Origin of the sequence: Halorubrum ezzemoulense DSM 17463 (genome assembly GCF_002114285.1) — an archaeon.
In the GTDB taxonomy this organism is placed as follows: Archaea; Halobacteriota; Halobacteria; order Halobacteriales; family Haloferacaceae; genus Halorubrum; species Halorubrum ezzemoulense.
On sequence record NZ_NEDJ01000024.1, the window covers coordinates 22,734 to 47,119 of the forward strand.

The 24,386-nt window shown below is 70.4% G+C and carries 24 protein-coding genes; 9 read left to right on the top strand and 15 right to left on the bottom strand.

The features are described 5' to 3' along the window. Positions 1 to 45 precede the first annotated feature (45 nt). The gene (locus B9H04_RS08495) at positions 46 to 1,293 is read left to right on the top strand and encodes an MgtC/SapB family protein (RefSeq protein ID WP_049931132.1); all 1,248 of its coding nucleotides are present in this window, start codon (positions 46 to 48) and stop codon (positions 1,291 to 1,293) included. Between the two features lie 53 nt (positions 1,294 to 1,346). Here the strand turns inward: B9H04_RS08495 and B9H04_RS08500 are convergent, their stop codons facing one another. The 3 genes from B9H04_RS08500 to dph5 all read right to left on the bottom strand — a co-directional run bounded on the left by B9H04_RS08500 (position 1,347) and on the right by dph5 (position 3,096). Next, positions 1,347 to 1,721 (bottom strand): CBS domain-containing protein, encoded by a 375-nt coding sequence (locus B9H04_RS08500; RefSeq protein ID WP_049931134.1) that lies wholly within the window; start codon positions 1,719 to 1,721, stop codon positions 1,347 to 1,349. Between the two features lie 114 nt (positions 1,722 to 1,835). Then, on the bottom strand, positions 1,836 to 2,222 hold the full coding sequence (locus tag B9H04_RS08505; RefSeq protein WP_049931137.1) for a CBS domain-containing protein: 387 nt from the start codon (positions 2,220 to 2,222) through the stop codon (positions 1,836 to 1,838). 76 nt (positions 2,223 to 2,298) lie between these two features. Continuing rightward, a complete protein-coding gene (gene dph5 / locus B9H04_RS08510) occupies positions 2,299 to 3,096 on the bottom strand; it encodes a diphthine synthase (protein WP_049931139.1) in 798 nt (265 codons plus the stop codon). Positions 3,097 to 3,270: 174 nt separating this feature from the next. Here dph5 and B9H04_RS08515 point away from each other — a divergent pair, with 174 nt between their 5' ends. The 3 genes from B9H04_RS08515 (at position 3,271) to lrpA1 (ending at position 6,619) form a co-directional block, all read left to right on the top strand. Next, the gene (locus B9H04_RS08515; RefSeq protein ID WP_085682614.1) at positions 3,271 to 5,166 is read left to right on the top strand and encodes a 2-oxoacid:acceptor oxidoreductase subunit alpha; all 1,896 of its coding nucleotides are present in this window, start codon (positions 3,271 to 3,273) and stop codon (positions 5,164 to 5,166) included. Between the two features lie 3 nt (positions 5,167 to 5,169). Further along, positions 5,170 to 6,108: a thiamine pyrophosphate-dependent enzyme gene (locus B9H04_RS08520; RefSeq protein WP_049931144.1), complete on the top strand. Its 939-nt coding sequence runs from the start codon at positions 5,170 to 5,172 to the stop codon at positions 6,106 to 6,108. 82 nt (positions 6,109 to 6,190) lie between these two features. Further along, entirely contained in the window at positions 6,191 to 6,619 is a 429-nt protein-coding gene (lrpA1, locus tag B9H04_RS08525) for an HTH-type transcriptional regulator LrpA1 (RefSeq protein WP_049931146.1), read from the top strand. 39 nt (positions 6,620 to 6,658) lie between these two features. Here the strand turns inward: lrpA1 and B9H04_RS08530 are convergent, their stop codons facing one another. The 3 genes from B9H04_RS08530 to B9H04_RS08540 form a co-directional block, all read right to left on the bottom strand. Beyond that, positions 6,659 to 7,132 (bottom strand): GNAT family N-acetyltransferase, encoded by a 474-nt coding sequence (locus tag B9H04_RS08530; RefSeq protein ID WP_049931147.1) that lies wholly within the window; start codon positions 7,130 to 7,132, stop codon positions 6,659 to 6,661. Between the two features lie 135 nt (positions 7,133 to 7,267). After that, positions 7,268 to 10,420: an isoleucine--tRNA ligase gene (gene ileS / locus B9H04_RS08535; RefSeq protein WP_085682615.1), complete on the bottom strand. Its 3,153-nt coding sequence runs from the start codon at positions 10,418 to 10,420 to the stop codon at positions 7,268 to 7,270. 52 nt (positions 10,421 to 10,472) lie between these two features. Continuing rightward, a complete protein-coding gene (locus B9H04_RS08540) occupies positions 10,473 to 11,594 on the bottom strand; it encodes a pyridoxal phosphate-dependent aminotransferase (RefSeq protein ID WP_049931151.1) in 1,122 nt (373 codons plus the stop codon). A gap of 153 nt (positions 11,595 to 11,747) precedes the next feature. Between B9H04_RS08540 and B9H04_RS08545 the strand changes: the two genes are divergently transcribed. After that, a complete protein-coding gene (locus B9H04_RS08545) occupies positions 11,748 to 12,248 on the top strand; it encodes a metal-dependent hydrolase (protein ID WP_049931154.1) in 501 nt (166 codons plus the stop codon). A gap of 49 nt (positions 12,249 to 12,297) precedes the next feature. Here B9H04_RS08545 and B9H04_RS08550 read toward each other — a convergent pair whose 3' ends face one another. Further along, the gene (locus B9H04_RS08550; protein ID WP_049931155.1) at positions 12,298 to 13,089 is read right to left on the bottom strand and encodes a PHP-associated domain-containing protein; all 792 of its coding nucleotides are present in this window, start codon (positions 13,087 to 13,089) and stop codon (positions 12,298 to 12,300) included. A gap of 130 nt (positions 13,090 to 13,219) precedes the next feature. Between B9H04_RS08550 and B9H04_RS08555 the strand changes: the two genes are divergently transcribed. Continuing rightward, complete coding sequence (locus tag B9H04_RS08555; RefSeq protein WP_049931157.1) at positions 13,220 to 13,519, top strand: DUF7565 family protein; 300 nt, start codon at positions 13,220 to 13,222, stop codon at positions 13,517 to 13,519. 10 nt (positions 13,520 to 13,529) lie between these two features. Here the strand turns inward: B9H04_RS08555 and rocF are convergent, their stop codons facing one another. Continuing rightward, complete coding sequence (gene rocF, locus B9H04_RS08560) at positions 13,530 to 14,438, bottom strand: arginase (RefSeq protein ID WP_049931159.1); 909 nt, start codon at positions 14,436 to 14,438, stop codon at positions 13,530 to 13,532. Between the two features lie 146 nt (positions 14,439 to 14,584). Here rocF and B9H04_RS08565 point away from each other — a divergent pair, with 146 nt between their 5' ends. Together B9H04_RS08565 and B9H04_RS08570 are read left to right on the top strand one after the other, a co-directional pair. Next, positions 14,585 to 14,803: a hypothetical protein gene (locus B9H04_RS08565; protein ID WP_049931161.1), complete on the top strand. Its 219-nt coding sequence runs from the start codon at positions 14,585 to 14,587 to the stop codon at positions 14,801 to 14,803. Positions 14,804 to 14,910: 107 nt separating this feature from the next. After that, the gene (locus B9H04_RS08570; RefSeq protein WP_049931162.1) at positions 14,911 to 15,444 is read left to right on the top strand and encodes an Rrf2 family transcriptional regulator; all 534 of its coding nucleotides are present in this window, start codon (positions 14,911 to 14,913) and stop codon (positions 15,442 to 15,444) included. A 125-nt stretch (positions 15,445 to 15,569) separates the two neighbouring features. On the opposite strand, the gene B9H04_RS08575 is transcribed toward B9H04_RS08570, so the two are convergent. The 7 genes from B9H04_RS08575 to B9H04_RS08605 form a co-directional block, all read right to left on the bottom strand. Next, positions 15,570 to 16,751, bottom strand: coding sequence for an NAD(P)/FAD-dependent oxidoreductase (locus B9H04_RS08575; RefSeq protein ID WP_049931168.1), 1,182 nt, complete (start codon positions 16,749 to 16,751; stop codon positions 15,570 to 15,572). Positions 16,752 to 16,834: 83 nt separating this feature from the next. Beyond that, complete coding sequence (locus B9H04_RS08580) at positions 16,835 to 17,653, bottom strand: nucleoside phosphorylase (RefSeq protein WP_049931170.1); 819 nt, start codon at positions 17,651 to 17,653, stop codon at positions 16,835 to 16,837. Between the two features lie 97 nt (positions 17,654 to 17,750). Continuing rightward, on the bottom strand, positions 17,751 to 18,155 hold the full coding sequence (gene cdd, locus B9H04_RS08585; protein WP_049931171.1) for a cytidine deaminase: 405 nt from the start codon (positions 18,153 to 18,155) through the stop codon (positions 17,751 to 17,753). A gap of 87 nt (positions 18,156 to 18,242) precedes the next feature. Beyond that, the gene (locus B9H04_RS08590; protein ID WP_049931175.1) at positions 18,243 to 19,850 is read right to left on the bottom strand and encodes a hypothetical protein; all 1,608 of its coding nucleotides are present in this window, start codon (positions 19,848 to 19,850) and stop codon (positions 18,243 to 18,245) included. Between the two features lie 109 nt (positions 19,851 to 19,959). Then, on the bottom strand, positions 19,960 to 20,694 hold the full coding sequence (locus tag B9H04_RS08595; protein WP_049931178.1) for an MBL fold metallo-hydrolase: 735 nt from the start codon (positions 20,692 to 20,694) through the stop codon (positions 19,960 to 19,962). A 35-nt stretch (positions 20,695 to 20,729) separates the two neighbouring features. Then, complete coding sequence (locus tag B9H04_RS08600; RefSeq protein ID WP_049931179.1) at positions 20,730 to 21,617, bottom strand: hypothetical protein; 888 nt, start codon at positions 21,615 to 21,617, stop codon at positions 20,730 to 20,732. Between the two features lie 48 nt (positions 21,618 to 21,665). Continuing rightward, the gene (locus B9H04_RS08605) at positions 21,666 to 23,576 is read right to left on the bottom strand and encodes an ATP-dependent DNA ligase (protein WP_049931181.1); all 1,911 of its coding nucleotides are present in this window, start codon (positions 23,574 to 23,576) and stop codon (positions 21,666 to 21,668) included. A gap of 98 nt (positions 23,577 to 23,674) precedes the next feature. On the opposite strand from B9H04_RS08605, the gene B9H04_RS08610 reads away from it, so the two are divergent. Beyond that, positions 23,675 to 24,259, top strand: coding sequence for a GNAT family N-acetyltransferase (locus B9H04_RS08610; RefSeq protein WP_049931183.1), 585 nt, complete (start codon positions 23,675 to 23,677; stop codon positions 24,257 to 24,259). Positions 24,260 to 24,386 lie beyond the last annotated feature (127 nt).

Below are 24,386 nucleotides of genomic sequence, written 5' to 3' on the forward strand. Positions count from 1 at the left end.
GTCGGGCGCCGGTCCGAGAGCGCGGTCGCGCGGAGGTGGGCGGCGGTGATAGGCGGGGTCGACCCGTTCGTCTACCTCGAGACGAACGTCGCGAAGCTGGCGTTAGCGACCGCGCTCGGCATGTTCCTCGGGCTGGAGCGCGAGTGGTCGCAGAAGTCGGCGGGGATCCGGACGTTCGCGCTCGTCAGCCTCGCGGCGGCGGTGTTCTCGCTCGTCGACGAGCCCGGGCTGCTCGTCGTCGGCGGCGTGCTGGTGGTCGCCAGCGCGGTGTTACTGGCGGTCCGGAGCTTCGTCGAGGCCGAGGTCGACGGGCTCTCGCTGACCACGTCGGCGTCGCTGCTCGTCACGTACGGGGTCGGGGTGCTCGTCGCCGAGGAGTTGTTCATCGAGTCGGTGACGGTGGCGGTGCTCTCGTCGCTGCTCTTGGTGTTGAAACGGGAGCTCCACCAGTTCGCGTGGGGGCTCTCGCGCGAGGAGGTGCGCAGCGCGGTGGAGTTCACCATCCTCGCGTTCGTCGTCTTCCCCCTCCTCCCCGCCGAGACGATCGACCCGTGGAACGCGGTCCAGCCGCGGCTCGTCTGGTCGCTCGTGGTCGCGGTCAGCGCCATCGGCTTCGTCAACTACGTGCTGGTGAAGCGGTATCAGGGGCGCGGCTACGCGGTGACCGGGTTCTTCGGCGGGCTCGTCAACTCGACGGCGGTCGTCGCCGAGATGGCGAAGCGCGCGAAGGGGCGCGCCGACCTCGGTGAGATCGCGGTGGGGTCGATCCTGCTCGCCAACGCCGCCATGGCGTTCCGGAACGCCGCGGTCGTGGCCGTCTTCGTCCCCGAGGCGGCGCTCGTCGTCGGCGCGCCGCTCGGCGCGATCACGGTCGCGGGGATCGGCGTCGCCGTGTGGCGGAGCGACTGGCGGACGACGATGGAGGCGGAGCTCACCTCGCCGTTCAGCCTCGGGAACGCGCTCACGTTCGGCGCGCTCTTCCTGCTCGTGCTGCTCGCCTCCGCGGTCGCCGAGCGGACGTTCGGCGCTGGCGGGTTCGTCGCCACCTCCTTCCTCGCGGGGCTGGTGTCGTCGGGGACCTCGACGACCACGGCGGTCTCGCTGCTCGGGACCGGACAGATCGGCGTCGACACCGCGGTCGCGGGCGTGGTCGCCGGGACGGCCGCCAGCATCCTGGTGAAGACGGCGTTCGCGGCGAGCATCGCGCGCGAGCTGGTCAGGCCGGTGTTCCTGTGGAACCTCCTGTTGATCGCCGTGGGCGTGGTCGCGGGGGCGCCGCTGTTGCTGTTGTGAGGGCCCGCTGAGTCCGGTGGGCGAAGTGGGTCAGGCAGCCCGTCGGACCGGCCTCAGGAGATGTGTGCGGCGATGTCCGTCGACGACATCATCCCGACGTAGTCGTCGTCGACGACCGGGAGGTGTTTCACGCCGTACATGGTCATCATCGCGGCGACCTCCTCCAGCATGAGGTCCGGCGTCACCGTCTCGACGTCCTCGGTCATCACGTCGCGGACCGTCGTCGCCTCCGGGTCGCTCCCGTTGGCGACCGCTCCGACGACGTCGCTCTGCGTGAGGATACATCCTCCGCCCGTCGTCACGACGAGCGCACTGATGTTCTCGTCGCGCATCCGCCGGGCGGCCTCCCGGAGCGGCGCGTCCGCCCCGATCGTCTCCAAGGGCGTCGACATCACGTCCGCGACGCGGGTCCTGTCGTCGAGATCCATACCGCGCTGTGTGTTACCATGTTTCATTACTCTTCCGGAACGCACAACGCGACGCGATCTCGACTCGGATGCGGCGCCGTCACGCGGCCTCGGGCCGTCCCGGCGCCCGACCCGTCAGCCTCGCCGCGAGAGGTACGCCGTGAGGTCCGTCGTGGAGACCATGCCGATCGGTCTGTCGTCGCCGTCGGTCACCGGGAGGTGGGTGTAGCCGTGTGCGGTCGGCTCCGCCAGCTCCGCGACGGTGTCTTCGCGGCCGACCGTGACCACGTCGGTCGTCATGAACGCCTCGACCGGCGTCCGGTCTTTCGGGTCGTTGTCCCGGACGAGGGCGACGAAGTCCGTCGCGGTGATCAGCCCGGCGAGGGCCCCGTCGGAGTCGAGGACGAGGAGAGAGCTACCCCCGGACTCGCGCATCTGCTCCGCCGCGTCGGCCGCCGCGGCCCCGCGTTCGATAGTCGTCAGGTCGGTCGACATGAGTCGATCTACCGGCACGTCATTCATGATGCGTGCCAACGCCCCACATAATAATCAAACGTGCGGTCGGTTCGGGGGCGTTCGCCTCGCGACCGCGGACGCCTCACTCGTCGACGAGCGACTCGGGGGCGCCGGCGAGACCGACGAGGGCGTCAGCCTCGACGTGGTGGAGGTCACCCGGGATCACGAGCAGGTGGAGCGGGTCACCGAACTCGCGGTCGGCGAGCGCGCTCAGACGGTCGGCCGCGACGACCGCGTCCGGCGAGCCGGCGCGGGCGACGACGACCGCGAGCTCGTCCGCCCACTCCTCGGCCAGCAGTCCGGCGGCGACGTCCGCGGTCATGTACTCCTCGTGGTCGGGGTCCGGACCGGCGGGGCCCGTTCCCACCTTGATGTCGAGGTAGACGACGGTGTGGAGCCCGCGCTCCCGGTTCGCCTCGATCGTCTCGACCACGCTCCCGGGGACGTCGTCGCCGCCGTGAGCGTACGGGAACGGGAGCGTCGTCGCCTTGCCGAACCGGTAGTTCTGGAGCCCGGTGAGACTCGACGCCGCGGACTGGGCGGTCACGCCGTGGATCACGCGCGTGTCGATCCCGCGCTCCTCGGCGCGGAGGCGAAGGTCGGTGTGGGTGGTCGAGATCATCGTGTCGCCGGCGGTACAGAACGCGGCGTTGCCGGACTCGGCCGCCGCGAGTATCGGCTCCGGGTCCTGCTCGACGCCGGCGCGGTCGCGCACCTCGACGTCGACGCCGTGGTGCGCCTCAAGGTCAGCGACGTCGGCGCCGACCAGTCGGCTGGTGTAGAACTCCGCGAAGACCCTGTCGGCCGCGCGGAGCGCCTCCCGTCCCTCGACGGTGACGGAGCGCTCGTCGTAGAGACCGAGCCCGATGAACGTGAGCATACCCGGAGTCGGCGCGCGGCGAATGAAAAGAACGCGGAAAATCGGCTCGGCAGCGCGAGAACATTTGACACCCTAATAGACCTTCATGATTGTCCCTTGGGATTCCATAGCAAGCCATAAGAGGGAACCAACACAAGTTCAGGCCACGAGGCCCACTCGGGCTCACATACCATTATGACTGACGACGAACTCATCTGGCGGATATCGGGGGGATCCGGTGACGGGATCGCTTCCACCAGCCAGAACTTCGCGAAGGCCTTGATGCGATCGGGGCTCAACGTCTTCACGCATCGGCACTACCCGTCGCGAATCCGCGGCGGCCACACCTACACGGAGGTCCGCGCGTCGGCGGACCCCGTGAACTCCCGGGGCGACGGCTACCACTTCCTCTTAGCGCTCGGCGACTCGTTCGCTCGGAACCCGTCCGAGGGCGCCGTCTACGGTAACGAGGAGATCAAGCCGCTCTCGGAGAACCTGGATGAGCTCCGCGAAGGCGGGGTCATCATCTACGACGAGGGGCTGCTCGACGCCTCCGAGATCCCGAACTTCGAGGAGCGCGCCGAGGAGAACGACTGGCACGTATTCCCCCTCGACCTCCGCGGACTCGCCCGCGATATGGGTCGCGAGGTCATGCGCAACACCGCCGGCGTCGGCGCGACCTGCGCGATCACCGGCATGGAACTCGACCACGTCGAGGACCTGATGCGCGACGCGATGCCGGAGAAGATCCTCGACCCGAACCTCGAGATCCTCGAGACTGCCTACGAACAGGTCCAAGAGGAGTACGACGTCGACGCGCCGGACGTGTCGGTCCCGACCGGCGAACACGACGAGACCCAACTGCTCATGTCCGGGTCGGACGCCATCTCCTACGGCGCCATCGACGAGGGCTGCCGGTTCATCTCCGGCTACCCGATGACACCGTGGACCGAGGTGTTCACCATCATGACGAAGAACCTGCCGAAGCTCGGCGGGATCTCCGAGCAGGTGGAAGACGAGATCGCCGCGGCCGCGCTCGCGGTCGGCGCGTCCCACGCCGGCGTCAAGGCGATGTCCGGCTCCTCCGGTGGCGGGTTCGCGCTGATGTCCGAGCCGCTCGGGCTCGCGGAGATGACGGAGACGCCCGTCGTCCTCGTCGAGGCCATGCGCGCCGGTCCCTCGACCGGGATGCCGACGAAGCCGGAGCAGTCCGACCTCGAACACGTCCTCTACACCTCGCAGGGGGACTCCCAGCGCGTCGTGCTGGCGCCCGGCACCGTCGAGGAGGCGTACGAGCAGTCCCGGCTCGCCTTCCGGCTCGCCTACGGGTACCAGATCCCGACGATCCTGCTGTACGACCAGAAGCTCGGCGGTGAGATGACGAACGTCCCGAAGAGCCACTTCGACCGGGCGGCGAACCCGGACCTCGGGAAGACGCTCTCGGAGGACGCGCTGTCGGAGCAGCCCCACAGCGACGACGGGAAGTTCCACCGCTTCCAGCCCGAGGTCGACGACGGCGTCTCCCCGCGGTCGATCCCCGGCCAGAAGGGAGGTCGCTTCCTCGCGACCGGCAACGAGCACGACCCGACCGGCCACATCAGCGAGTCCCCGGACAACCGGGTCGCGCAGATCGACCGGCGGGCCGAGAAGCTGGCGGCGATCCGCGACGACCTCGACACGGTCGACACCGGGTCGTACGCCGGCCCGGAGGACGCCGAGTACGGCATCCTCACGTTCGGCAGCCAGCAGGGAACCGTCGAGGAAGCCGTCGGTCGCCTCAACGACGCCGGCGTCTCGGTGAAGTCGTACGGCGTCTCGGACATGCTGCCGTTCCCGACCGAGCAGGTCCGGGCGTTCATCGAGAGCGTCGACGAGGTGCTGGTCGTGGAGATGACCGCCTCGGGACAGTTCCGCGGGCTCGTCCAGAAGAACCTGGGCCAGTACGGCGAGAAGCTGTCGAGCCTGCTGAAGTACAACGGGAACCCGTTCGAGCCGGCGGAGATCGTCGACGGGTTCGAGACCGCGATCGTCGAGGGCGACGGCGACGCGCCCGGCCATCAGACCACCTTCGTCCCAGCCGCAGGTGACTAAGCAATGAGCACGTTTTCAGCAATCGGAGAGGAGCGAGAGATCGACCGCGACGAGTACACCCCCGGCGTCGAGCCGCAGCCGACCTGGTGTCCGGGCTGCGGTGACTTCAGCGTCCTGAAGGCGCTCAAGCAGGCGCTGCCGGAGGTCGGGCGCACGCCCGAGGAGACCCTGCTGTGTACCGGGATCGGCTGTTCGGGCAAGCTGAACAGCTACCTCGACACGTACGGGTTCCACACGATCCACGGGCGCTCGCTGCCCGTGGCCCGCGCCGCGAAGCTCGCGAACCCCGACCTCGAAGTGATCGCCGCCGGCGGCGACGGCGACGGCTACGGGATCGGTGGGAACCACTTCATCCACACGGCCCGGGAGAACCACGACATGACGTACATCGTGTTCAACAACGAGATCTTCGGGCTCACGAAGGGGCAGACCTCCCCGACGAGCCCGAAGGGCCACAAGTCGAAGACGCAGCCTCACGGGAGCGCCAAGGAGCCGATCAAACCGCTCTCGATGTCGCTGAACGCCGGCGCCTCCTACGTCGCCCGCACGGCGGCAGTGAACCCGAACCAGGCGAAGGAGATCATCGCCGAGGCGATCGAACACGACGGGTTCGCGCACGTCGACTTCCTCACGCAGTGCCCGACGTGGAACAAGGACGCGCGCCAGTACGTCCCGTACATCGACGTCAACGACTCCGACGACTACGAGTTCGACATGACGGACCGCGTCGAGGCCCAGGAGATGATGCGGACGACCGAGGAAGCCCTCTACGAGGGCGAGGTGCTCACCGGCCGCTTCTACGTCGACGAGGACCGCCCCTCCTACGGGGAGGAGAAGCGCTCGATCGGCGAGATGCCCGAGGAGCCGCTCGCCGAGCGCTACTGGGACGACGACTACGAGTGGGAACGCTCCCACGACATGTTCCTCGACAAACACGCCTGAGCCGACCGGCGGCCGTTCACGACGCGGCGAGTTCGTTTTTTGATTCGCAAGGTCTTTTTTCATTGGTGACAAACGTACTCATATGAGTACTGTATCGACAGAGGAACGGATCCTTTCCGTGTTAGAAGAGGACGCACAGGCGTCCTGCGGGGAGATCGCCGAGCGAGCCGACGTCTCGAAACCGACGGTGCGGAAGTACATCGACCGCCTCGAGGAGCGCGGCGTGATCGTCGGCTACTCCGCGGAGGTCGACCCGAAGAAGCTCTCTTCGCAGTCGATCGCCATGGTCGGCATGGATGTCGACTCGGGGCGGTACGTGGAGGCCACGCGGGATCTGAAGTCGCTCGACGAGGTTCAGGCGCTGTACACCTCCTCGGGCGATCACATGCTGATGGCGGAGGTCCGCGCCGGCGACGGCGACGAGCTCGGCGACGTCATCTCGGAAAAGCTGCTCGGCGTCGACGGCGTCACCGCGGCCCACCCCTCGTTCCTCCAAGAGCGGCTGAAGTGAGTCGGCCGAGAAGCGGTTCGTTTTGACTGTCGACGCCTCTCAGGTGAGCGCGTCGGGGTCCGCGACGACGATCGATTCGTCGCCCGCCGGGCTCCGCCGGGTCCCGCGAGGCGCGAACCCGTGCGCGCTGAAGAACTCCTCGGCGCTGGGGCGGTCCGAGGGGACGGTCGCGCGGAGCGTTTTCACCCCGCGGTCAGCGAGCGCGCTCCCCACGCGGGCGAGCAGCTCGGCCGCGACGCCCTCGCCCGCGCGGTTCGGGTGAACCCACAGCGCCAGTAGCTCGGCCTCCGTCCCGTCGGGATCCGGGTGCGCGATGGCGAGCCCGACGGGCCCCTCCTCGTCGTGTTCCATCAGGAACGACCACTCCGCCTCGGCGGCGGCCTCGCGGACGCCGGCGGCGGACACGTCGAGCAGTGGCGCGCCGATGTCGTCGAACACCGTCTCCTCGCGGGCTCGTGAGACCGCCGTTCGCAGGTCCTCCGCGTCGTCGGGGCGAGCCGCCCGGACATCCATGTTCGACCGTGAGTAAAGAACGCACCTATAGGTTTCGGGATGCGAATTGTTCCCACAGTATCGGTCGACGAAAGCTCCGACTCGTCGGGCGAGGATCGCGACGCGTTAAGCGAAAGCCACGGCCCGTCGGGGTCGTTACGCGACCGGTTCGACCCCGATCGTGACCGCGACGCCTTCGACCTCCCACTCTTCGACGAGTCCGCCGTCGGCGTCGGCGGCGTCGCTCGCGTCGTCGAGCCACGCGTCGGCGCGCACCTCGCCGGCGATCAGGTCGGCGTGCTCGTCCACGAAGCCGGCGACCCGGTCGTCGTCGACCGCGACGCCGACGCGAATCCGCGCCTCAACGTCGAGGTCCAGTTCCTTGCGCATCTCCTGGACCCGGCGGATCACGTCGCGGGCGTACCCCTCGGACTCGATGTCGGGCGTCAGCGAGGTGTCGACGTAGACGGTGCCGCCCTCGAAGTCGGCTCCGGAGACGTTCTCCGGCGGCTCCGCGACGTATTCGACCATCGCGTCGTCGAGGTCGACGGGCTCGCCGTCGACCGCGACCTCGCCGCCCTCGACCTCGGCGCGGGTCGCGCCCTGAACCGCCTCCATCACCTTCTGGGCGTCCCCGCCGAACGCCGGCCCGATGGCGGCCATCTGCGGCTCGGCGGTCTCGACCAGTTCGTCGAAGGCGTCGGTGACGACCACGTCGCGGGCGTTGACGCGGTCAGCGATCAGCGCTTTGAGGCGGTCGACCGCGGCCGCAACCGTCTCGTCGTCGGTCTCGACGACGACGCGCGGCACGGGCCAGCGGAGCTTGCGGCCAGCCTGCTGGCGCGCGTTCGCGGCCGCCTCCTCGATGTCGCGGAAGGCCGCCACGTCGCGTTCGAGGTCGTCGTCGCGCAGGTCCGCGTCCGGCTCGGGGTACGACAGCGCGTGGACCGTCGTCGCCTCGCCGTCGAGCCGCTGGTACATCCGCTCGGTGAGGTACGGGGCGATCGGCGCGAGCAGCCGGATCACCTCGTCGAGGACCGTCGCGAGCGTGGCGTACGCGCCGCGCTTCGAGGGGGAGTCGGTCTCCTCCCACATGCGGTCGCGGACGGCCTTCACGTAGAACCGCGAGACGTCCTGCGTGACGAACTCGATGACGGCGTTGACGGCGTCGCTGACGCGGTAGTCGTCCCACGCGTCGGCGACCTCCGTCTCCACGGACTGGAGCCGGGAGAGCACCCACTCGTCGACGAGTTCGAGGTCGCCGTCCGAGAGGTCGGCGTCGGCCGGGTCGTAGCCGTCGAGCTCCATGTACTCGAGGGGGAACCGGAACACGTTCCAGAGGATGTTGAGCTTGCCCTGGATCTCGCCGAGCCCGTCCCACTCGAACGCGAGGTCGACGCCCTGCTGGTCGTGGCTGAGCAGGTAGGTGCGGAGCGGGTCGCGGCCGGCGCGCTCGATGGCCTCCTCCGGCGTGACGATGTTGCCGACCGACTTCGACATCTTTCGGCCGTCCTCGTCGTTGGCGAAGCCGTGCATCAGCACCTCCTCGTAGGGGATCTGATCGACCGCGGCCGTCCCCATACCGAGCTGCGACCAGAACCAGCCGCGGGTCTGGTCGTGCGCCTCGATGATGAGGTCGGCGGGCCACAGCTCCTCGTGGGCGGTCTCGTCGCTCGGGTAGCCGAGCGTGCCCCACGAGGCGACCGAGGAGTCGAGCCACACGTCGAACACGTCTTCGACGCGGCGGTAGGTCGTCCCGTCCTCGACGATCGTGAGGCCGTCGACGGCGGGGCGGTGGAGGTCGATCGAGTCGGGATCGATATCCTCCTCGACGCGGTCGGCGAGCTCCTCGCGGGTGCCGACCACGATCATGTCCTCGTCGAGGTTCCCCGGCTCGGCGTCCTCCGGGACCCAGATCGGGATCGGGACGCCCCAGTAGCGCTGGCGCGAGACGTTCCAGTCGGGCGCGTCCTCGATGAAGTCGCGGAACCGGTTGTCCCGGGCCCAGTCGGGGTGCCACTCCGACTCCTCCATGTTGTCGAGGAGGTCGTCTTTCACGTCCGTGATCGAGATGAACCACTGGTCGGTGACCAGCTGGATGATCCCGGTGTCACAGCGCCAGCAGTGGCCGTAGCTGTGGTCGACGGTGCCGTGCGCGAGCATGTGGCCGTCGGCGACGCGGTCCTCGATGATGTCGTCGTTCGCGTCGCGCACGAACTGGCCGGCGTACTCGCCCGCCGCCGCCTCGAACTCGCCGTTCGGACCGACGGGACAGTGGATGTCGCGCCCGAGTTCGGTGCCGCGGTGGCAGTCCTCTTCACCGTGGCCCGGCGCGGAGTGGACCAGGCCGGTGCGGTCGGCCTCCACGTAGTCGGCCGCGTACACCTGTCCGGCGCCCTCGAAGTCGGGGTAGTCGGCGACGTGGTCGGCGAGCGGGTGGTCGTACGCCCAGCCGACGAGTTCGTCGCCGGTCAGCTCCGCCTCGACCGCGTACTCCTCGTAGCGGCCCTCCCCGAGTACGTCCTCGACGCACTCGGCGGCGACGTAGAGGAGCTCCTCCTCGCCGTCCTTCTCCGCGCGGACCGCGTTGTAGGTGAGGTCCTCGTCGACGGCGACGAAGGTGTTCGCGGGGATGGTCCACGGCGTCGTCGTCCAGATGACGAGGCTCCCCTCGCGGTCGGCGAGCGGGAACTTCACGTAGATGGAGGGGTCCTCGACGTCCTCGTACTCGACCTCGTTGTTGGCGAGCCCGGTCTCGCAGCGCGGGCACTGCGAGATGGACCGCTTCCCCTGCTCGACGAGCCCGTTGTCGGCGACCTCGGAGAACGCCCACCAGGCGGCCTCCATGTACTCCGGCGAGATGGTCTCGTACGGGTCGTCCCAGTCCATCCACGCGCCGATGGATTTGAAGTCCTCGTCCATCGCCGCCCGGTTCTCCAGGGCGAATTCCTTACACTTCTCGATGAACGGCTCCATGCCGTACTCCTCGATGTCCCGCTTGTTCTCGAAGCCGAGCTCCTCCTCGACTTTCACCTCGATCGGGAGCCCGTGCATGTCGTATCCCGGGCGGTCGGTGACGCGGTGGCCGGTCATCCGCTTGTACCGGATGACGGCGTCTTTCCGCGTCTTGTTCCAGGCGGTCCCGAGGTGCATCTGCCCGGAGGTGTACGGCGGGCCGTCCACGAAGAAGAACGGCGGATCGTCGGCGTGCGCCTCCTTCGCCGCCTCGTAGGCGTCGTGGTCGTCCCAGTACTCGTCGACCGCGGTCTCGACGTCCGCGGGCGCGTACTGGTCGTCGATCTGCTCCATACGCGTTGGTCTGCGCGCGCGTATTTGAATACGGCGGAGTCGTGGGAACGGTTCAGCCCGCGTCGGCGGGGCCGCCGTCGAAGTAGTCCGCGAGCCGCTCGGCCGCCTCGGTCGCTCGGGGCGTCACCAGCGCGAACCGGATCCACTCGTCGCGGGCGGTGCCGAACGCCTCGCCCGGCATCCCGGCGACGCCGGCCTCGTCGATCAGGCGCTTGACGTTCGCCATCGTGCCGGGGAACCCGTCGAAGCGCGCGAGGACGTAGAAGGCGCCCTCCGGGCGGCCGTACTCCGCGCCCGCCGCGTCGAGGGCGGCGGCGAACGCGTCGACGCGGTCAGCGAGCAGGTCGCGCGACGCGGCGTAGTAGTCGGACGGCGTCTCTTCGAGCGCGTGGTACACCGCGTACTGAGAGGGGCGCGCCCCGGTGACGTTGACGAGCATGTGTCGGGTCCTCGCGTCGCCGACGTGCGCCTCGGGGAACACCCCGTACCCGACGCGGAAGCCCGTGATGGCCATCGACTTCGAGAAGCCGCTCGTGACGATGACGCGCTCGGAGTCCAGCGTCAGCGCCGACTCGAACGAGCCGGTGAGATCGAACCGGTCGTACACCTCGTCGACGACGACGAGCGCGTCGACGGCCGCCGCGATTTCGACGACCTCGCGGACCGCGTCGAGGTCGTAGACGGCGCCGGTCGGGTTGTTCGGCGTGTTGAGGACGACGAGTGCCGTGTCCTCGCTCGCCGCCTCGCGGATCGCGTCGACGTCGAGCCCGCCGTCGCGCGCCGTGGGCACGAGCGTCGGCTCCCCGCCGAGCAGGTGCGTCTTCCCGGGGTAGTACGGGTACACCGGGTCCATCAGGAGCACCTCGTCACCAGCGTCGCGGTCCAGCGCCCGGGCCATCGCGAGGTAGTTCGCCTCGCCGGTGCCGTTGGTGACGACCACGCGCTCGGGGTCGACGCCCCGGCGCTCGGCGATCGCCCCGCGGAGCTCTCGGAGCCCGTCGCTCGGCGGGTACTGGAAGTCGGCTGGCGGGAGGTTGGCGTACTCGCGGAGGGCCTCTCGGAGCGCGGCGGGCGGCTCCCAGTCGGGGTTGCCGCTCACCATGTCGATGACGTCGCCGTCGGCGGCCGCGGCGTACTGCATCACGTGGAAGAACTTCGGCTCCTCGTACTCCATACGGTCGGGTCGGACGCGCCCGCCGTGGCTCTTTCGGCCCGTGAGCGTTTCGGCTCGTGAGTGGACCCCGGTCGACGGCGAGGCGGTGCGATCCTCTCCGGGTACGCCGCCCGGATCCGGTGGTTTGACCTGCCGACCCGCACACGCAGAGACATGAACAAACGCGGCCACGTCCTCAACGGCCTGCTGCTTGCCCTGGGGCTCGGCTTCATCGTCGAACCGGGTCTCGACGCGGCGACCGCGACGACCGTCGCCGAGATCACCGTCCCCGTCGTGTTGGGGGCGCTGTTCCCCGACGTGGACACCGCCTTCGGCCGTCACCGGAAGACGCTCCACAGCCTCCCCGTGCTCGCGGTGTTCCTCGCGTATCCGATCGTCTTCGGCAACCTCCAGTACGTGTGGATCGGCGTGTTGACCCACTACGTCCTCGACGTGGTCGGCAGCCGACGCGGCATCGCGCTGTTCCACCCGTTCTCGGACCGTGAGTTCGGAATGCCGAGCGGCGTGACGACGAGCAGCAAGTACGCCGACCTCGTCACGGTGGTCATCACCGGGGTCGAGCTGACGGCATTCTGGGCGATTCACACCTACGTCGTCAGCCTTGACCTGGACCTGTCCGCGGCGTCGGAGGCCGCGGCGGGCTTCGGGCTCTGACCGGGAAGCCGATCGGGATCCGGGCCGCCCCGAGACGCTCGCACGGCCGCTATTCGTAGACGCTCACGTCGTCGAATCGCCCCTCGTATGCGACGTTCGACGGGAGGGTCGGCTCGTTGCCGGAGAGGAACATTCGGTCGAGCTTCGTCCACGTGTTCTCGTAGCCGAGGTGCGCGAACTCCACGAGCCCGCGGAGCCGGTGGCCCAGTCCGCCGCGGTGGATCACCGTTCGGGGGCGTCGCTCGCGGAAGGCGTCGGCGACCGCCTCGGCGTCGTCGAGGTCGCCCTCGAAGGCCGTCCACGCCTCGCCGACCGTGCCGGAGAGGTGGGCGTACGAGGATCCGAACCCGGCGCAGCCGGTCTCCGTCGCGGTCCGGCGGGCGCGCGCGTTCTGGTGGGGGAGCAGCTTGGTGTTGTACGTCTCGACCGCGTCGATCCGGGCGGCGTGCGCGTCGACTTCGGGTCGCGTGAGCGAGATAGTGGCGAACCCGGGGTGCGGGACGAGGACGGCCGCGTCCTGCCGCTCGAACTCGGCCATCGCTCCCTCGAAGGTGATGTAGTCGGGGACGGGATCGGAGAGTCCGAGGACAAGGAGGTGTCGCCGGTTCCCCCAGTCGCCGGTGAACACCTCGCGGGCGGGGACGACGGTCAGCTCGTCGTCGGTGTACCGGGCCGCACGCTCGCTGATCGTCGGGAGGCGCGTGAAGTGCGGCGCGTACACGAGCGCGTCGATGTCGCGCGCCTTCGCCCGGGCGACGACCTCGTCGTCGAGTATCTTGACGTGGGCGTCGACGCGCGTTCTCGATCGGGTCACGGTCGCACGGTCGTCGCGCCCGCGCAAATGGGTATCGTTCGACGACGACGGTGCCGCGACCGCGGGGGTGAACCCGCGGTGCCGACCCCCGTCGACCCCCCGGCGCGCCCGCGCCGAGTTGGGAAACCGTTAATCCCCCTCGGGCGAGAGTCCGGGTATGGCCCCTCGCTGGACGTGCGGCATCGGCGACTGCGACGCCGCCTTCGACGACGTGGAGGCGGCGATCGTCCACCAGACGAACGACCACCAGCGCCACGAGTGTAAGGTGTGCGGCACGATCGTCCCCGACGGCTACTTCGCGATCCGGCACGCGTTCGACGAGCACACCCGCGCCGAGTTCGTCCGCGCGTACGACGCCGACTCGGCTGCGGTGCGCCGCCGCGAGGAGATCAAAGGCGAGGTCGAGTCCGAGGCGGACCTCCAGCAGGTCGTCGAACAGCTCGACCGAGGCGTCTGACCCCGGCCTCTCAGTACAAGACGCGCTTCCCGAACGCGCTCGCCGCCAGCTCAGTCGCGAGCTCAGCCGTCTCGTTGTGCTGGTCCAAGGTCGGGTTCACCTCGACGATCTCCATCGACCGGAGCGCGTCAGTCTCGTCGACGATCTCCATCGCGCTGTGCGCCTCGCGGTAGGTGACGCCGCCGCGGACGGGCGTCCCGACGCCGGGCGCGGCGTTGGGGTCGAGCCAGTCCAGATCGAGGCTGACGTGGATCCCGTCGACGCCCGCGGACGCGACCTCGAGCGCCTCCTCCGTGACCGCCGTGATCCCCCGCTCGTCGATGTCCGACATCGTGTACGCCGCGAAGCCGCGGTCGCGGATCAGCTCCGCCTCCGCCCCGTCGACCGAGCGGAGCCCGACCAAGGCGACGTTCTCCGGCGAGAGCCCCGGCGCGTTCGCCCACTCGGTGTCCGCGAACTCGCCGATCCCGAGGGCCGCCGCCAGGGGCATCCCGTGGACGTTGCCAGAGGGCGTCGTCGCGGGCGTGTTGAGGTCCGCGTGCGCGTCGAACCACACGGCGCCGACGTCCGCGTCGCGCGCGGACCCGGAGAGGCTCCCGATGGCGATGGAGTGGTCGCCGCCGAGCGCCAGCGGCACCTCGCCGTCGGCGAGCGTCGCGGCGACCTCGTCGCCGAGCCGCCGGCAGACCGCTTCCGTCTCGCGGATGAACTTCGCTTCCCCCTCGCTCGGCGCGTCCGCGTCCGGGTCGCGCTCCTCGGCCCGGGGGACGTGGAGGTCGCCCGCGTCGACGGTCTCGACGCCGGCGCCGGCGAGCTGGTCGGCGAGCCCGCCGTACCGGATCGCCGACGGTCCCATGTCGACTCCGCGTCGGTTCGCCCCGTAGTCTGTCGGCGCGCCGATGATCCTGACCGTGGTCATACCGGCTACGCGACGCCGCGGCGCTTGAATGGTGGGGATCGGCGGCCGGGTCGAGCCGACGGGGCGGGATCCGCCCGACCGCGGTCCGAGCGAATCCGACCGACCGGATCGGACAGCGTTTTGCGCCCGGGCCGCCACGGACGCCCATGAGCAGTCCCGATCCCCGCTCGGTCGACCCCGGCGACATCGAGCCGATCGGCGCGACCATCGCGGTCGCGTTCACCGGCGCGGCGATCGGGCTCGTCGGCGCCGGGGTCTCGTTCGTCGCCGTCGACTTCGGCGTCGCGCTGATCGGCGTCGGTGTCGTCGTCGCGCTGTCGAGCCCGCTCGCGTACGTGCGGATGAAGCGGCTACGCGGCGGGTGAGCCGAACCGGCCCGAACCGACGGTCTCCGGCCGCCGAGACGATTCCACACGATCGTTTATAAATGGGTTCCACCGCATTTAAGCGGGGGCGCGGTGTATTCCGCACCATGTCATCGATCGAGCTCACTTCGAGCCAGAAAAGCATCCTCTCGGCCCTCATCAACCTGTACGGGGAACGAGAGGACGCCGTGAAAGGCGAGGCGATCGCCGAGGAAGTCGACCGCAACCCCGGGACGATCCGGAACCAGATGCAGAGCCTCAAGGCCCTCCAGTTGGTCGAGGGGGTACCCGGCCCGAAGGGCGGCTACAAACCCACCTCGAACGCGTACGAGGCGCTCGACATCCAGCGCATGGACGAGCCCGCGAACGTCCCGATCTACCACGAGAGCGAGGAGGTCGAGGGGGTCAACGTCGACGGGATCGACCTCTCCAGCGTCCACCACCCCGAGCTGTGCCGCGCCGAGATCCACGTTCAGGGTTCGGTCCGCGACTTCCACGAGGGCGACAGCGTCGCCGTGGGGCCGACGCCGCTCTCCAAGCTCGTCATTGACGGGACGGTCGACGGGAAAGACGACACCGCGAACATTCTCATCTTGCGGATCGACGATATGCGAGCCCCCGACGAGCCGGCCGAACACTGACTGCGAGAGCCGCTGTTTCGTTGCGCCGTGGAGGTCGTTCGACGGAGAACAGCGTTTGAGTCGTCGCCGACCCGAGCCGAGGATCGAAAGCCGAGAGTCGCGTCGCTACCGCGCGTCGGCCGATCTCACATGTCGCCGAACGCGCTGACGCCGCGGCTCGCGGAGGAGACCTTGGCGATCCAGCGCGTGGCGATGCCCTTCTTCAGCAGCTTCGCGGGCGTGCCGCCGAACGTCTTGATCGGCATCCCCATCACGTCGTGAGCGACCGCCTCCTCACCGACCGAGATGACCGTCCCCTTGTCCTCGTGGGTCCACGAGCGGAGCGGCGCGCCGCGGGCGGCGCGGGCGAGGTTCGCGCCCGCGACCTCCGCGGCCTGCCAGGCGGCCTGCGCGGTCGGCGGGGCCACGTCGTCGTCGCCCTGCTCGACGAGGGCGGTGTCGCCGATGGCGAACACGCGGTCGTCGCTGGTGCTGAAGTCGGAGCCGGCGTGGACGCGGTTCGAGCGGTCGTCCTTCTCGACCTCGACGTTGCCCAGTTCGGGCTGGCCCGTGATGCCGCCGGTCCAGATCAGCACGTCGTAGCCGAGCTCTTCCGGCTCCTCGTCCTCGCCGCCACCGAGGTAGACAGCCCCCTCGTCGGCCTCCGAGATGAAGTCGCCGGTGAGGATCTCGATGTCGGCGTCCTCCAGCCGCTGGCGGAGCGCCCCCTGGATCTGCGGGTCGTTGCCGGGGAACACCTCGTCGAGCCCCTCGACCAGTTTGATCTCGAGCGGGGCGCGGTGCTTGTCGCGGTACTCGGCGATCTCACCGGCCGTCTGGATGCCGGAGAGGCCGGCGCCGCCGACGACGACCTGCGCCGGGTCCGAGCGGGTCGCGTCGGCGGCCGCCTCGCGGACGTCCTCGTGGATCGCCTTCGCGTCGTCGAGCCCCTTCAGCTGGTGGGCGTTCTCCTTCAGCCCCTCGATGCCGAAGAAGGCGGTCGTGGAGCCGACCGCGAGGAGGAGGTAGTCGTAGTCGACGGTCGTGCCGTCGTCGGTCTCGACGGCGCGCTCGTCGGTGTCGACGTCGACGACCCGGCCCTGGACGAAGTCGGACTCGGGGGACTTGATCTCGTCGACGGGGATCGTGATCTTGTCTTCGACCGCGGGGTTCCGGATCGCGCGGTGGGCCTCGTGGAGAACGAGGTGGTAGTCGTGTTCCGAGATCCACGTGAGCTCGGCCTCGCCCTCGCCGACCTCGTCTTCGAACGCCTTCACCGCCCCTGCGCCGGCGTACCCGGAGCCGACGACCACGACCTGTGTACTCATGCCTGCCGCTCCGCGGTCCGTGGGTAAAGTCGCTTTGGAACGCCCGCGCTCGGCAGCGAGCAGCGTGACGGCCGGAGCGCCCGCTACAGCGAGAGGCCGGCGTGCCAGCGGTCCGCGCCCGCCTCGCGTTTCACCTCGTCCATCCGCGTGAGGAGCTTCACCGCGAGGCTCGCGGTCTCGGCCGCGCGCGACTCGCCCTCGGTCCGGAACTCGCCGGTCACGCGGTTTGCGTACACCGAACAGACCGCGCCGGCGCGGAGCCCGTACACGTTCGCGACCGTGAGGATGGCCGACGCCTCCATCTCGATGTTCTTCACGTTCGCGTCCTGAAGCTCCGCGACGAGCTCGTCGGAGCCGGCGGCCTCGAACCCCTCGAACCCGGGTCGCCCCTGTCCGGCGTAGAAGGAGTCGGCGCTCATCGTGACGCCCGTGTGGTAGTCGTGACCGAGCCGCTCGGCGGCCGCGACCAGGGCGGAGACCACCTCGCCGTCGGCGCTCGCCGGGTAGTCCTCGCGCACGTACTCGTCGCTCGTCCCCTCCTGCCGGACGCCGCCGGTGGTGATGACGAGGTCGCCGACGTCCATCTCCGGCTGGATCGCGCCGCAGGAGCCGACGCGGATGAACGTGTCGACGCCGACGCGCGCGAGCTCTTCGACGGCGATGGCGGCCGAGGGGGAGCCGATCCCGGTTGAGGTGACCGAGATCGGGGCGCCGTCGTAGCTGCCGGTCGCGGTGCGGTACTCGCGGTGGCGCGCGACCTCCTCGTGGTCGCCCCACAGCGCGGTGATCTTGTCGACGCGCTCGGGGTTACCGGGAAGGAGGACCGCGTCCGCGACGTCGTCGGGCGCGGCCTCGACGTGGTATCCGGCCTCGTCGTTGGGGTCCTCGCTGTCGTCGGTCATGTCTCCGCCCTTCGGCGAGCCGTTTAAAAGTAGTTCCGTCTCGGCCGGACGGGTCTCCCGCCGATCTAGTCCTCTCTCGCGTCGGTCCTCCCTCGCGTCAGTCCTCTCTCGCGTCGTCGAGCGTGCCCTCGTTGATCGTGTTCGGGAGCAGTTCCCCGAGCGTGTACTCCGTGACCGCGTCGTCGCCCTCGTCGCAGGCGACGACGAGGTCGTCGGCCGCGAACTCCGCGAGCGTCTGCCGGCACATCCCGCAGGGGGTGACCCCGTCGCGGACGCCCGACGAGACCGCGATCCGGTCGAACTCGCGGTGCCCGTTCTTCACCGCCTCCGCGAGCGCAACCTCCTCGGCGTGGAGGCTGTTGGAGTAGTTCGCGTTCTCGATGTTACAGCCGGTGTAGACGGTGCCGTCGGCGGTCCGGAGCGCGGCGCCGACGCGGTACTCGGAGTAGGGGACGTGGGCGGCGTCGAGGGCTTCGCGCGCCGCGGCGATCAGCTCGTCCATACGGCCGCGTGACGCGGCGGACCGATAACTGTACTGTGTCGCGGTCGCGCCGTCCGGCTCCCGCGTCGCCGGGCGTCCACGGGGCGGTCACTCCCCGTCCGTCCACGCCGAGAAGCCGCCGTCGATGAGGGCGTCGGCCTGCTGGCGGATGTACTCGCGCTGGGTGTCGACCACCGCGGTCGCGAAGTCGTCGCCGTCGTCGAGTCGGGCGCGGACGCGGTCCCGCTTCCAGCTCGCCGGAGTCGTGCGGTTCGCGACGCGCCACCGCAGCGGCGCGATCCATTTCGCGGCCTCGTCGTCCGCGCAGCCGGCGGTCCGGAGCCCGGCCTCCGCGTGATCGAGGAGGTCCGCGTACATCGCGTCCGAGTCGGTCGTCCGGTGGCCGTCGCGGTCGATCCACTCCATGTCGGCGTCGAGCCCGTCGGCGACGGCGGCGTAGAAGTTGTCGCGCGCGGTCTCCCACTCGAGGCCGATGACGGGGTGTTCGTGCTGGGCGAGCGCCTGCATCAGCCCGGCGAAGGCCGCCTGAAACGCGATGGAGTCGCGGACCGTGGGCTGGCCGGGGATCGGCCGGAACTCGATCCGGGCGTTCGCGGCCGAGCGGCTCGCCCCCTCGAAGACGGGGCGAACCCAACGCCAGTAGCTGCCGTGTTTCGTCCGGAACGTCGCGAAGTCGTCGTCGAAGCGATCGCTGCCGCCCGGGTCCGGCATCGGGATGAGCGTCTCGTCGGCCGCGATGCGGTCGACCGCTGTCTCGACGTCGCGGAACTCCCGGGGGAACCGGACCTTGTCGGCGTCGGTCCGCGCGTTGAGGACGGACTCGAAGACGTGGACCCGGTTCTCTGTCGCCCCCTCGGCGAGGACACGCTCGCCGTCCCAGCCGTCGTCGTACAGCGCCGGCGGGAAGAACGGCGAGTTGACGCCGAGCGCCAGCAGGGGGCCGGCGATCCGAAGCGCGTACCGGAAGTGCCGCGGCAGCGTCTCGGCGTGCGCCACCTGATAGTGGGGCTGGATCGACGTGATGAGGCTCTCGGGCATCACCGTCTCCGCCGCCAGCGACACGCCCGGCGCGTCGAGGGTGACGACCGGCTCTTCCTCGGCGTCGGTCGCGGCGCCCCCGTTCGCGTCGGTGGCGTTCAGGTCGTCTCGGCGCGAGTTCGCCATCGCGTGGTACCGGACCGCGTCGCTCATGTTGACCGCGACCACCACGCCGTCGACAGCGACGCTGTCGGTGAGGTATCCCTCCGCGGTCTCGCCCGCCGGCGGGATAGTCCAGAGGCCGTCGGAGACGAGGCGCATCCCCTCGACGCCCGCGGTGTTCTCTGCGGCCTCCAGTCGGGCGCGGACCTCGGCGAGCTGGGCGCGGAGCCCGTGGTCGGAGAGGGGCTGCGGGCTCGTGGACATCTCGGCGTTGTGGAGCCCCAGCTCCTTCTCGAAGCCCATCAGCTCCAAGAGGCGGCGCGGCACGCGCATCAGCGCGTACTCGCCGGCCCGGGACTCCTCGCTCCACCGGCCGTCGCCGACCGCGTAGAACTCGTACTCGAAGCCGACGATCGACTGGTGGTTGTCGAAGGAGCCGTCGCGTAGCTCCTGTTTGACGATCTCGGCCTCCTCGGCCGCGCGCTCGGCGAACGCCTCGGCGTCGACCGAAAGCGCCTCCCGGACCCCGTCGGCCAGCGCGGACTCGGTGGTCATGCGACCGGGGAAGGACGCGGCGGAGTAAAAAGGCCACCGGCCGAGAGGTTCGCGCCGTCCGGTTCGGCAATCAGTCCGTCAGATTCGGGTCTCCGTCCGCCCGGTCCGACTACTGGTTCGCCGAGCGCGCGTCGAGCGCGACCGGTATCGACCGGCTCGCCACGTCCCCGGCGAACACCTCGCCGTCGGCTTCCAGCAGGTCGAACGTGTCGTAGTGGATCGGGACGACGAGGTCGGGGTCCATCGCCTCGGCCAGGTCCGCCGCCTCGCGGGGGTCCGAGACGATGCCGCCCCCGCCGATGTTCGCGAGGAAGACGGAGACGTCGAGCTCGGCGAACCCGTCGAGCGCGTCCGAGTCGCCGGGCCAGAAGACGGTGCGCCCGCCGAGCGACAGGAGGAAGCCGCAGCCGAACCCGGACGGGTGCGCGACCGAGCCGTCGGCGTCCGCGTTCGGCCCCTCCGGATCGTTGTGTGCCGGGACGGGCCAGACCCGTACCTCGCCGGCGGGCGTCTCGACGTCGACGCGGTCTTCCTCGCCGACGCGGACGACCTCGTACTCTTCCGCGAGCGCGTCGATCGGCTCCACGTCGCGGTCGATGCCGGCGGGGTCGACCCCGTCGTAGATCACGAGCGTCGCGTCCTCGCTCGCGACAGACCGGATCCCGTCGCTGTCGTAGTGGTGGTCGTGGGTGACGACGACGAGGTCGCCGTCGCGCGCCCAGTAGTTGTCGAGGACGCCGTACCGGCCGGGGTCGGTGTAGGCCACCGGCCCCCCGTCCGTCTCCAGCCGCGCCGTCGCGTAGCCGAGCCACTCCACCGAGAACTCCTCGTAACAGACCGTCATGATACCGTCTGCGGGCGCGCTCGTCTTGAGGGTGGCTATCGGTCGCGATCGCGCTCGGCGTCGAGGGCCGTGTCGCCGATCGCCCCGTCGTCGACCGAGCCGTCGTCGACCGATTCGCCCTCACCGATCACGAGCAGGTCCCACGCCGCCGTGAGCGTCTCGTCGTCGATCGACCGCCCCAGCGCGTGCTCGGGAACGAGCGGCATCGGAATCGGAACGTATCCGGCCTCGCGCAGCGCCGCGAACCCGCTGACCGTCTCGACGACCGTCCCGTCGCCTCCCCGCCGGACGCGGAACCGCTTGTCGTCCGGATCGCGGCGGTACGCGAACGGGAACGCCTCGTCCGGCGGGGTCTGGAGGCTATCGACGCCGGCGAGGACGGCGACCGCCTCGCCGTCGACCTCGCAGAGGAGCCGGGGGACGACGGGTCGCCCTTCGTCGTCGACCGCGGCGGCGTCGACGTCCGAGCGGGCCGTCACCGGGCCGAGGGGCGTGTCCGTCTCGCGCCAGCCGAACGTCGGATGGCCGAGGCCGTCGGCGCGGACGCAGGCGTAGCCGCCGCCCGAGACCGGGACCCGGTCCGGGCCGAGGTGGAAGGTTCGTCGACCGTCGGTCCGCTCGGCGAGCAGCGGCGGGTCGGCGAGGAGGTCGCGCACGGCCGCCGCGGTGTCGGCGTCGCGGGCGACGAACAGCGCGCGGCGGCCCCGGTCGAGCGCGTGGCCGAGCCGCGAGGCGATCACGATCGGCGTCGCGTCGTCCGCTGCGAGCGGCTCCACCGCCAACCGGTCGTCGCCGCGGGTCGCGACCGCCGGCGGCTCGGCACCCGTCTCCGGGCGGTCGACCTCGAACCCCGCCGCCGCGAGTCGCTCGACGGCCGCGTCGGTGAGGTCTCGCCGCGTCGCGTCGCCGAGCGGGCCTGGCATGTGTTACCCTACGAACCGGACCGTCAAGGAGTTTCGCGTGTCGGAACGTCAGCCGTCGCCGGCGAACCGACGGACGCGGGCGAGCGAGTCGGCGTCGTCGACCCCCTTGTCTTCGCGGACGCCGACGAAGCGGGGGAAGCGGAGCGCGTAGCCTGCGGAGTACGTCGGCGAGGTCTGGATCTCCTCGTAGCCGACCTCGACCACGAGTTCGGGGTCGAACGAGACCGTCGTCCCCGTCTCGTCGACGACGTGCGGCTCCAACCGCTCCGTGAGGTCCGCGAGCGCCTCGTCGGTGATCCCCGTCGCCACCTTGCCGACCGTGGCGTACCCCGGTGGCGCGGGGTCGTCGGCGTCGCGGCCGCCGGCGTCGCGGTCGGCCGCGTCGTTCCCGGCGTCTTGTGCCGCGGACTCGTCCCCCTCGCGGACCGCGAGCAGGAACGTGCCGAACAGCTCCGCACGGCGCCCCTCGCCCCACTCGGCCCCGACGACGACGGCGTCGAGCGTCTCCACGTCGGGCTTTCGCTTCAGCCAGTCGCGCCCGCGGTCGCCGGGAGTGTACGCCGCGTCGGGGTTCTTCAGCATGACGCCTTCGTGGCCCGCGTCGAGCGCGGCCCGCTCCTCGGCCGCGATCGAGTCCGTGTCCGCGGCGACGGTGAGATCCGCGGCTGCGTCCGGGAGGAACTCGTGGAGCCGCTCGTGGCGCGTGGTGAGGGGTTCGTCGAGTAAGTCGTCGCCGTCGGCGTGGAGGCAGTCGAACGCGTGGAGCCGCAGGGAGACCGCCTCGCGCATCCGGTCGATGTCGTGTTTTCGCCGGAACCGCCGCAGCACCTCCTGAAACGGGAGCGGGTCGCCGTCGTCGTCGACCGCGACGACCTCGCCGTCGAGGATGACGGGCGCGTCGACGCGGTCGGCGACGAACTCGACGATCTCGGGGAGCGCGTCCGTCACGTCGTCCATGTTCCGCGAGTAGAGCCGTGGACCGAGCGCGGTGCCCTCGCCGCCCGGCGCGTCGCCGTCCGGCACGCCGTCGTCCGCCTCGGCTCCGTGCGGCGCGTAGTGAACCTGAACGCGAGCCCCGTCGAACTTCGTCTCGACGGCGACCTCGCCGAACGCGTCGAGCGCGTCGGTCGCGGTGCCCGCCTGCGCGAGCATCGCCTGGACCGGGCGGCCGACGCGCAGCGACTCCTCGCGGAGCCCCGCGACTCCCTCGTCGCGGGCGCGGACCGCGACCCGCCCGTAGTCGTTCGTCACCTGAAGCGCGCGCTCGACGGCCGCGACCGCGTCGTCGGGCGCGGCGAGTTCGGGACCGTCGCCGTCGGCGGGGCCGTCATCGTCGTCGTCCCCAGACCCGTCGCCGTCGTGGGCCGTCTCGGAGGTCAGGAACGCCTCCGCGATCGCGTCCCGGACGGTTCCCTCGCCGACGCCGAGCCGCATCTCGCCGAGGACAAGGCGGGCGAGGAAAGCCGCCTCGCTCGGCGAACAGCGGGTGAACAGCCCGAACAGGGCGTCGCGTTTGCGCGACTCGCTGCCGTCGCCGCTCGCGGCCGCGAGGTTGCGGAGTTCCTCGTCGAGCGCGGCCACCGTGAGCGCGTCGCGACCGGAGCCGAACGCGGCGAGGCCCCGCTGGCCGCCGAAGTCGTACGCGGCCGCGACCGCACCGATCTCGCCCCGCTCGGCGAGGCGGTCCTCGACGTCGGCGGCGTCGACGTTCGGGCCCGCGGCGCGGGCGATCGCCTCGCGGCAGAGCGCGGGCCCGACGTCGAGCGTACGGGTGTCGTGGGCGGGGAAGACGCGACCGAGGAGGAACCGGACGACGACCGGGAGGTCGTCGGTCGACCCGTGGTTCGCGCCGCCGTCGCCGGCGTCCGCGAGCAGGTTGGCGACCGCAAGGGTCGTCTCGATGTCGCCGTCGTGCGCGGCCACCCGTTCCGCCCGCTCAGCCAGCGCGGCGAATTCCATACGCGTCGGGTCGGCGGCCGGCGGGCAAAAGCGACGCGATGACGGCGGACGACCGGGCCGGGGAACCGCTTTTCACCTCCGCCCTCGTACAGCCGTCTATGTACGTCCGCGACGCCAAAAACCGTGACGAGGCGTGGTTGTTGGACGCGATCGAGCAGCTGGGGCTCGACGACGTCGCCTTCCGGTCGCGGGACTACGTGATCGCGGTCGACGAGGAGTCGGGCGACCGGGCCGGGTTCGGTCGGCTCCGCCTCCACCGCGGCGACGAGGACGAGGAAAACCGGATCGAGCTCACCGGCATCGGCGTCCTCCCCGAGTGGCGCGACCGCGGCGTCGGGGCGCACGTCGTGGAGCGCCTCGTCGACACCGCGGCCGCGGACGGGTTCGAGACGGTGTACGTGCTCACGGACCAGCCGGAGTACCTGACGCAGTTCGGCTTCGAGCGCGTCGACACCGACGACCTCCCGCCGGCCCTCTCGGACCGCCTCACCGAGAAGCGCGAGTTCCTCGGCGGCGGGGTCGTCGGCCTCGAACTGACCGTCGACGCGTTTGAGATGGCGGACCGGTTCCGGCGGGCGTTCAAGGACGCCGAGCCGACGGGCGACGACGAGCCGGAGGAGTCGGCGGAGGACTTCGGGATCGACCCCGACTCGGCGACGTACAAGTACGACACCGGTCGCTGAGCCGCGGGACTGGTTTTTTGTGGCCGCTGTGGCGCGTGCCTCCGAGCGTCCGAAGGACGCGAGGAGCACGCGCGAGGGAGTCGGTGGTCCGGAGCGGAGCGGAGGACCGCCGACGAGGCTGGGGAGG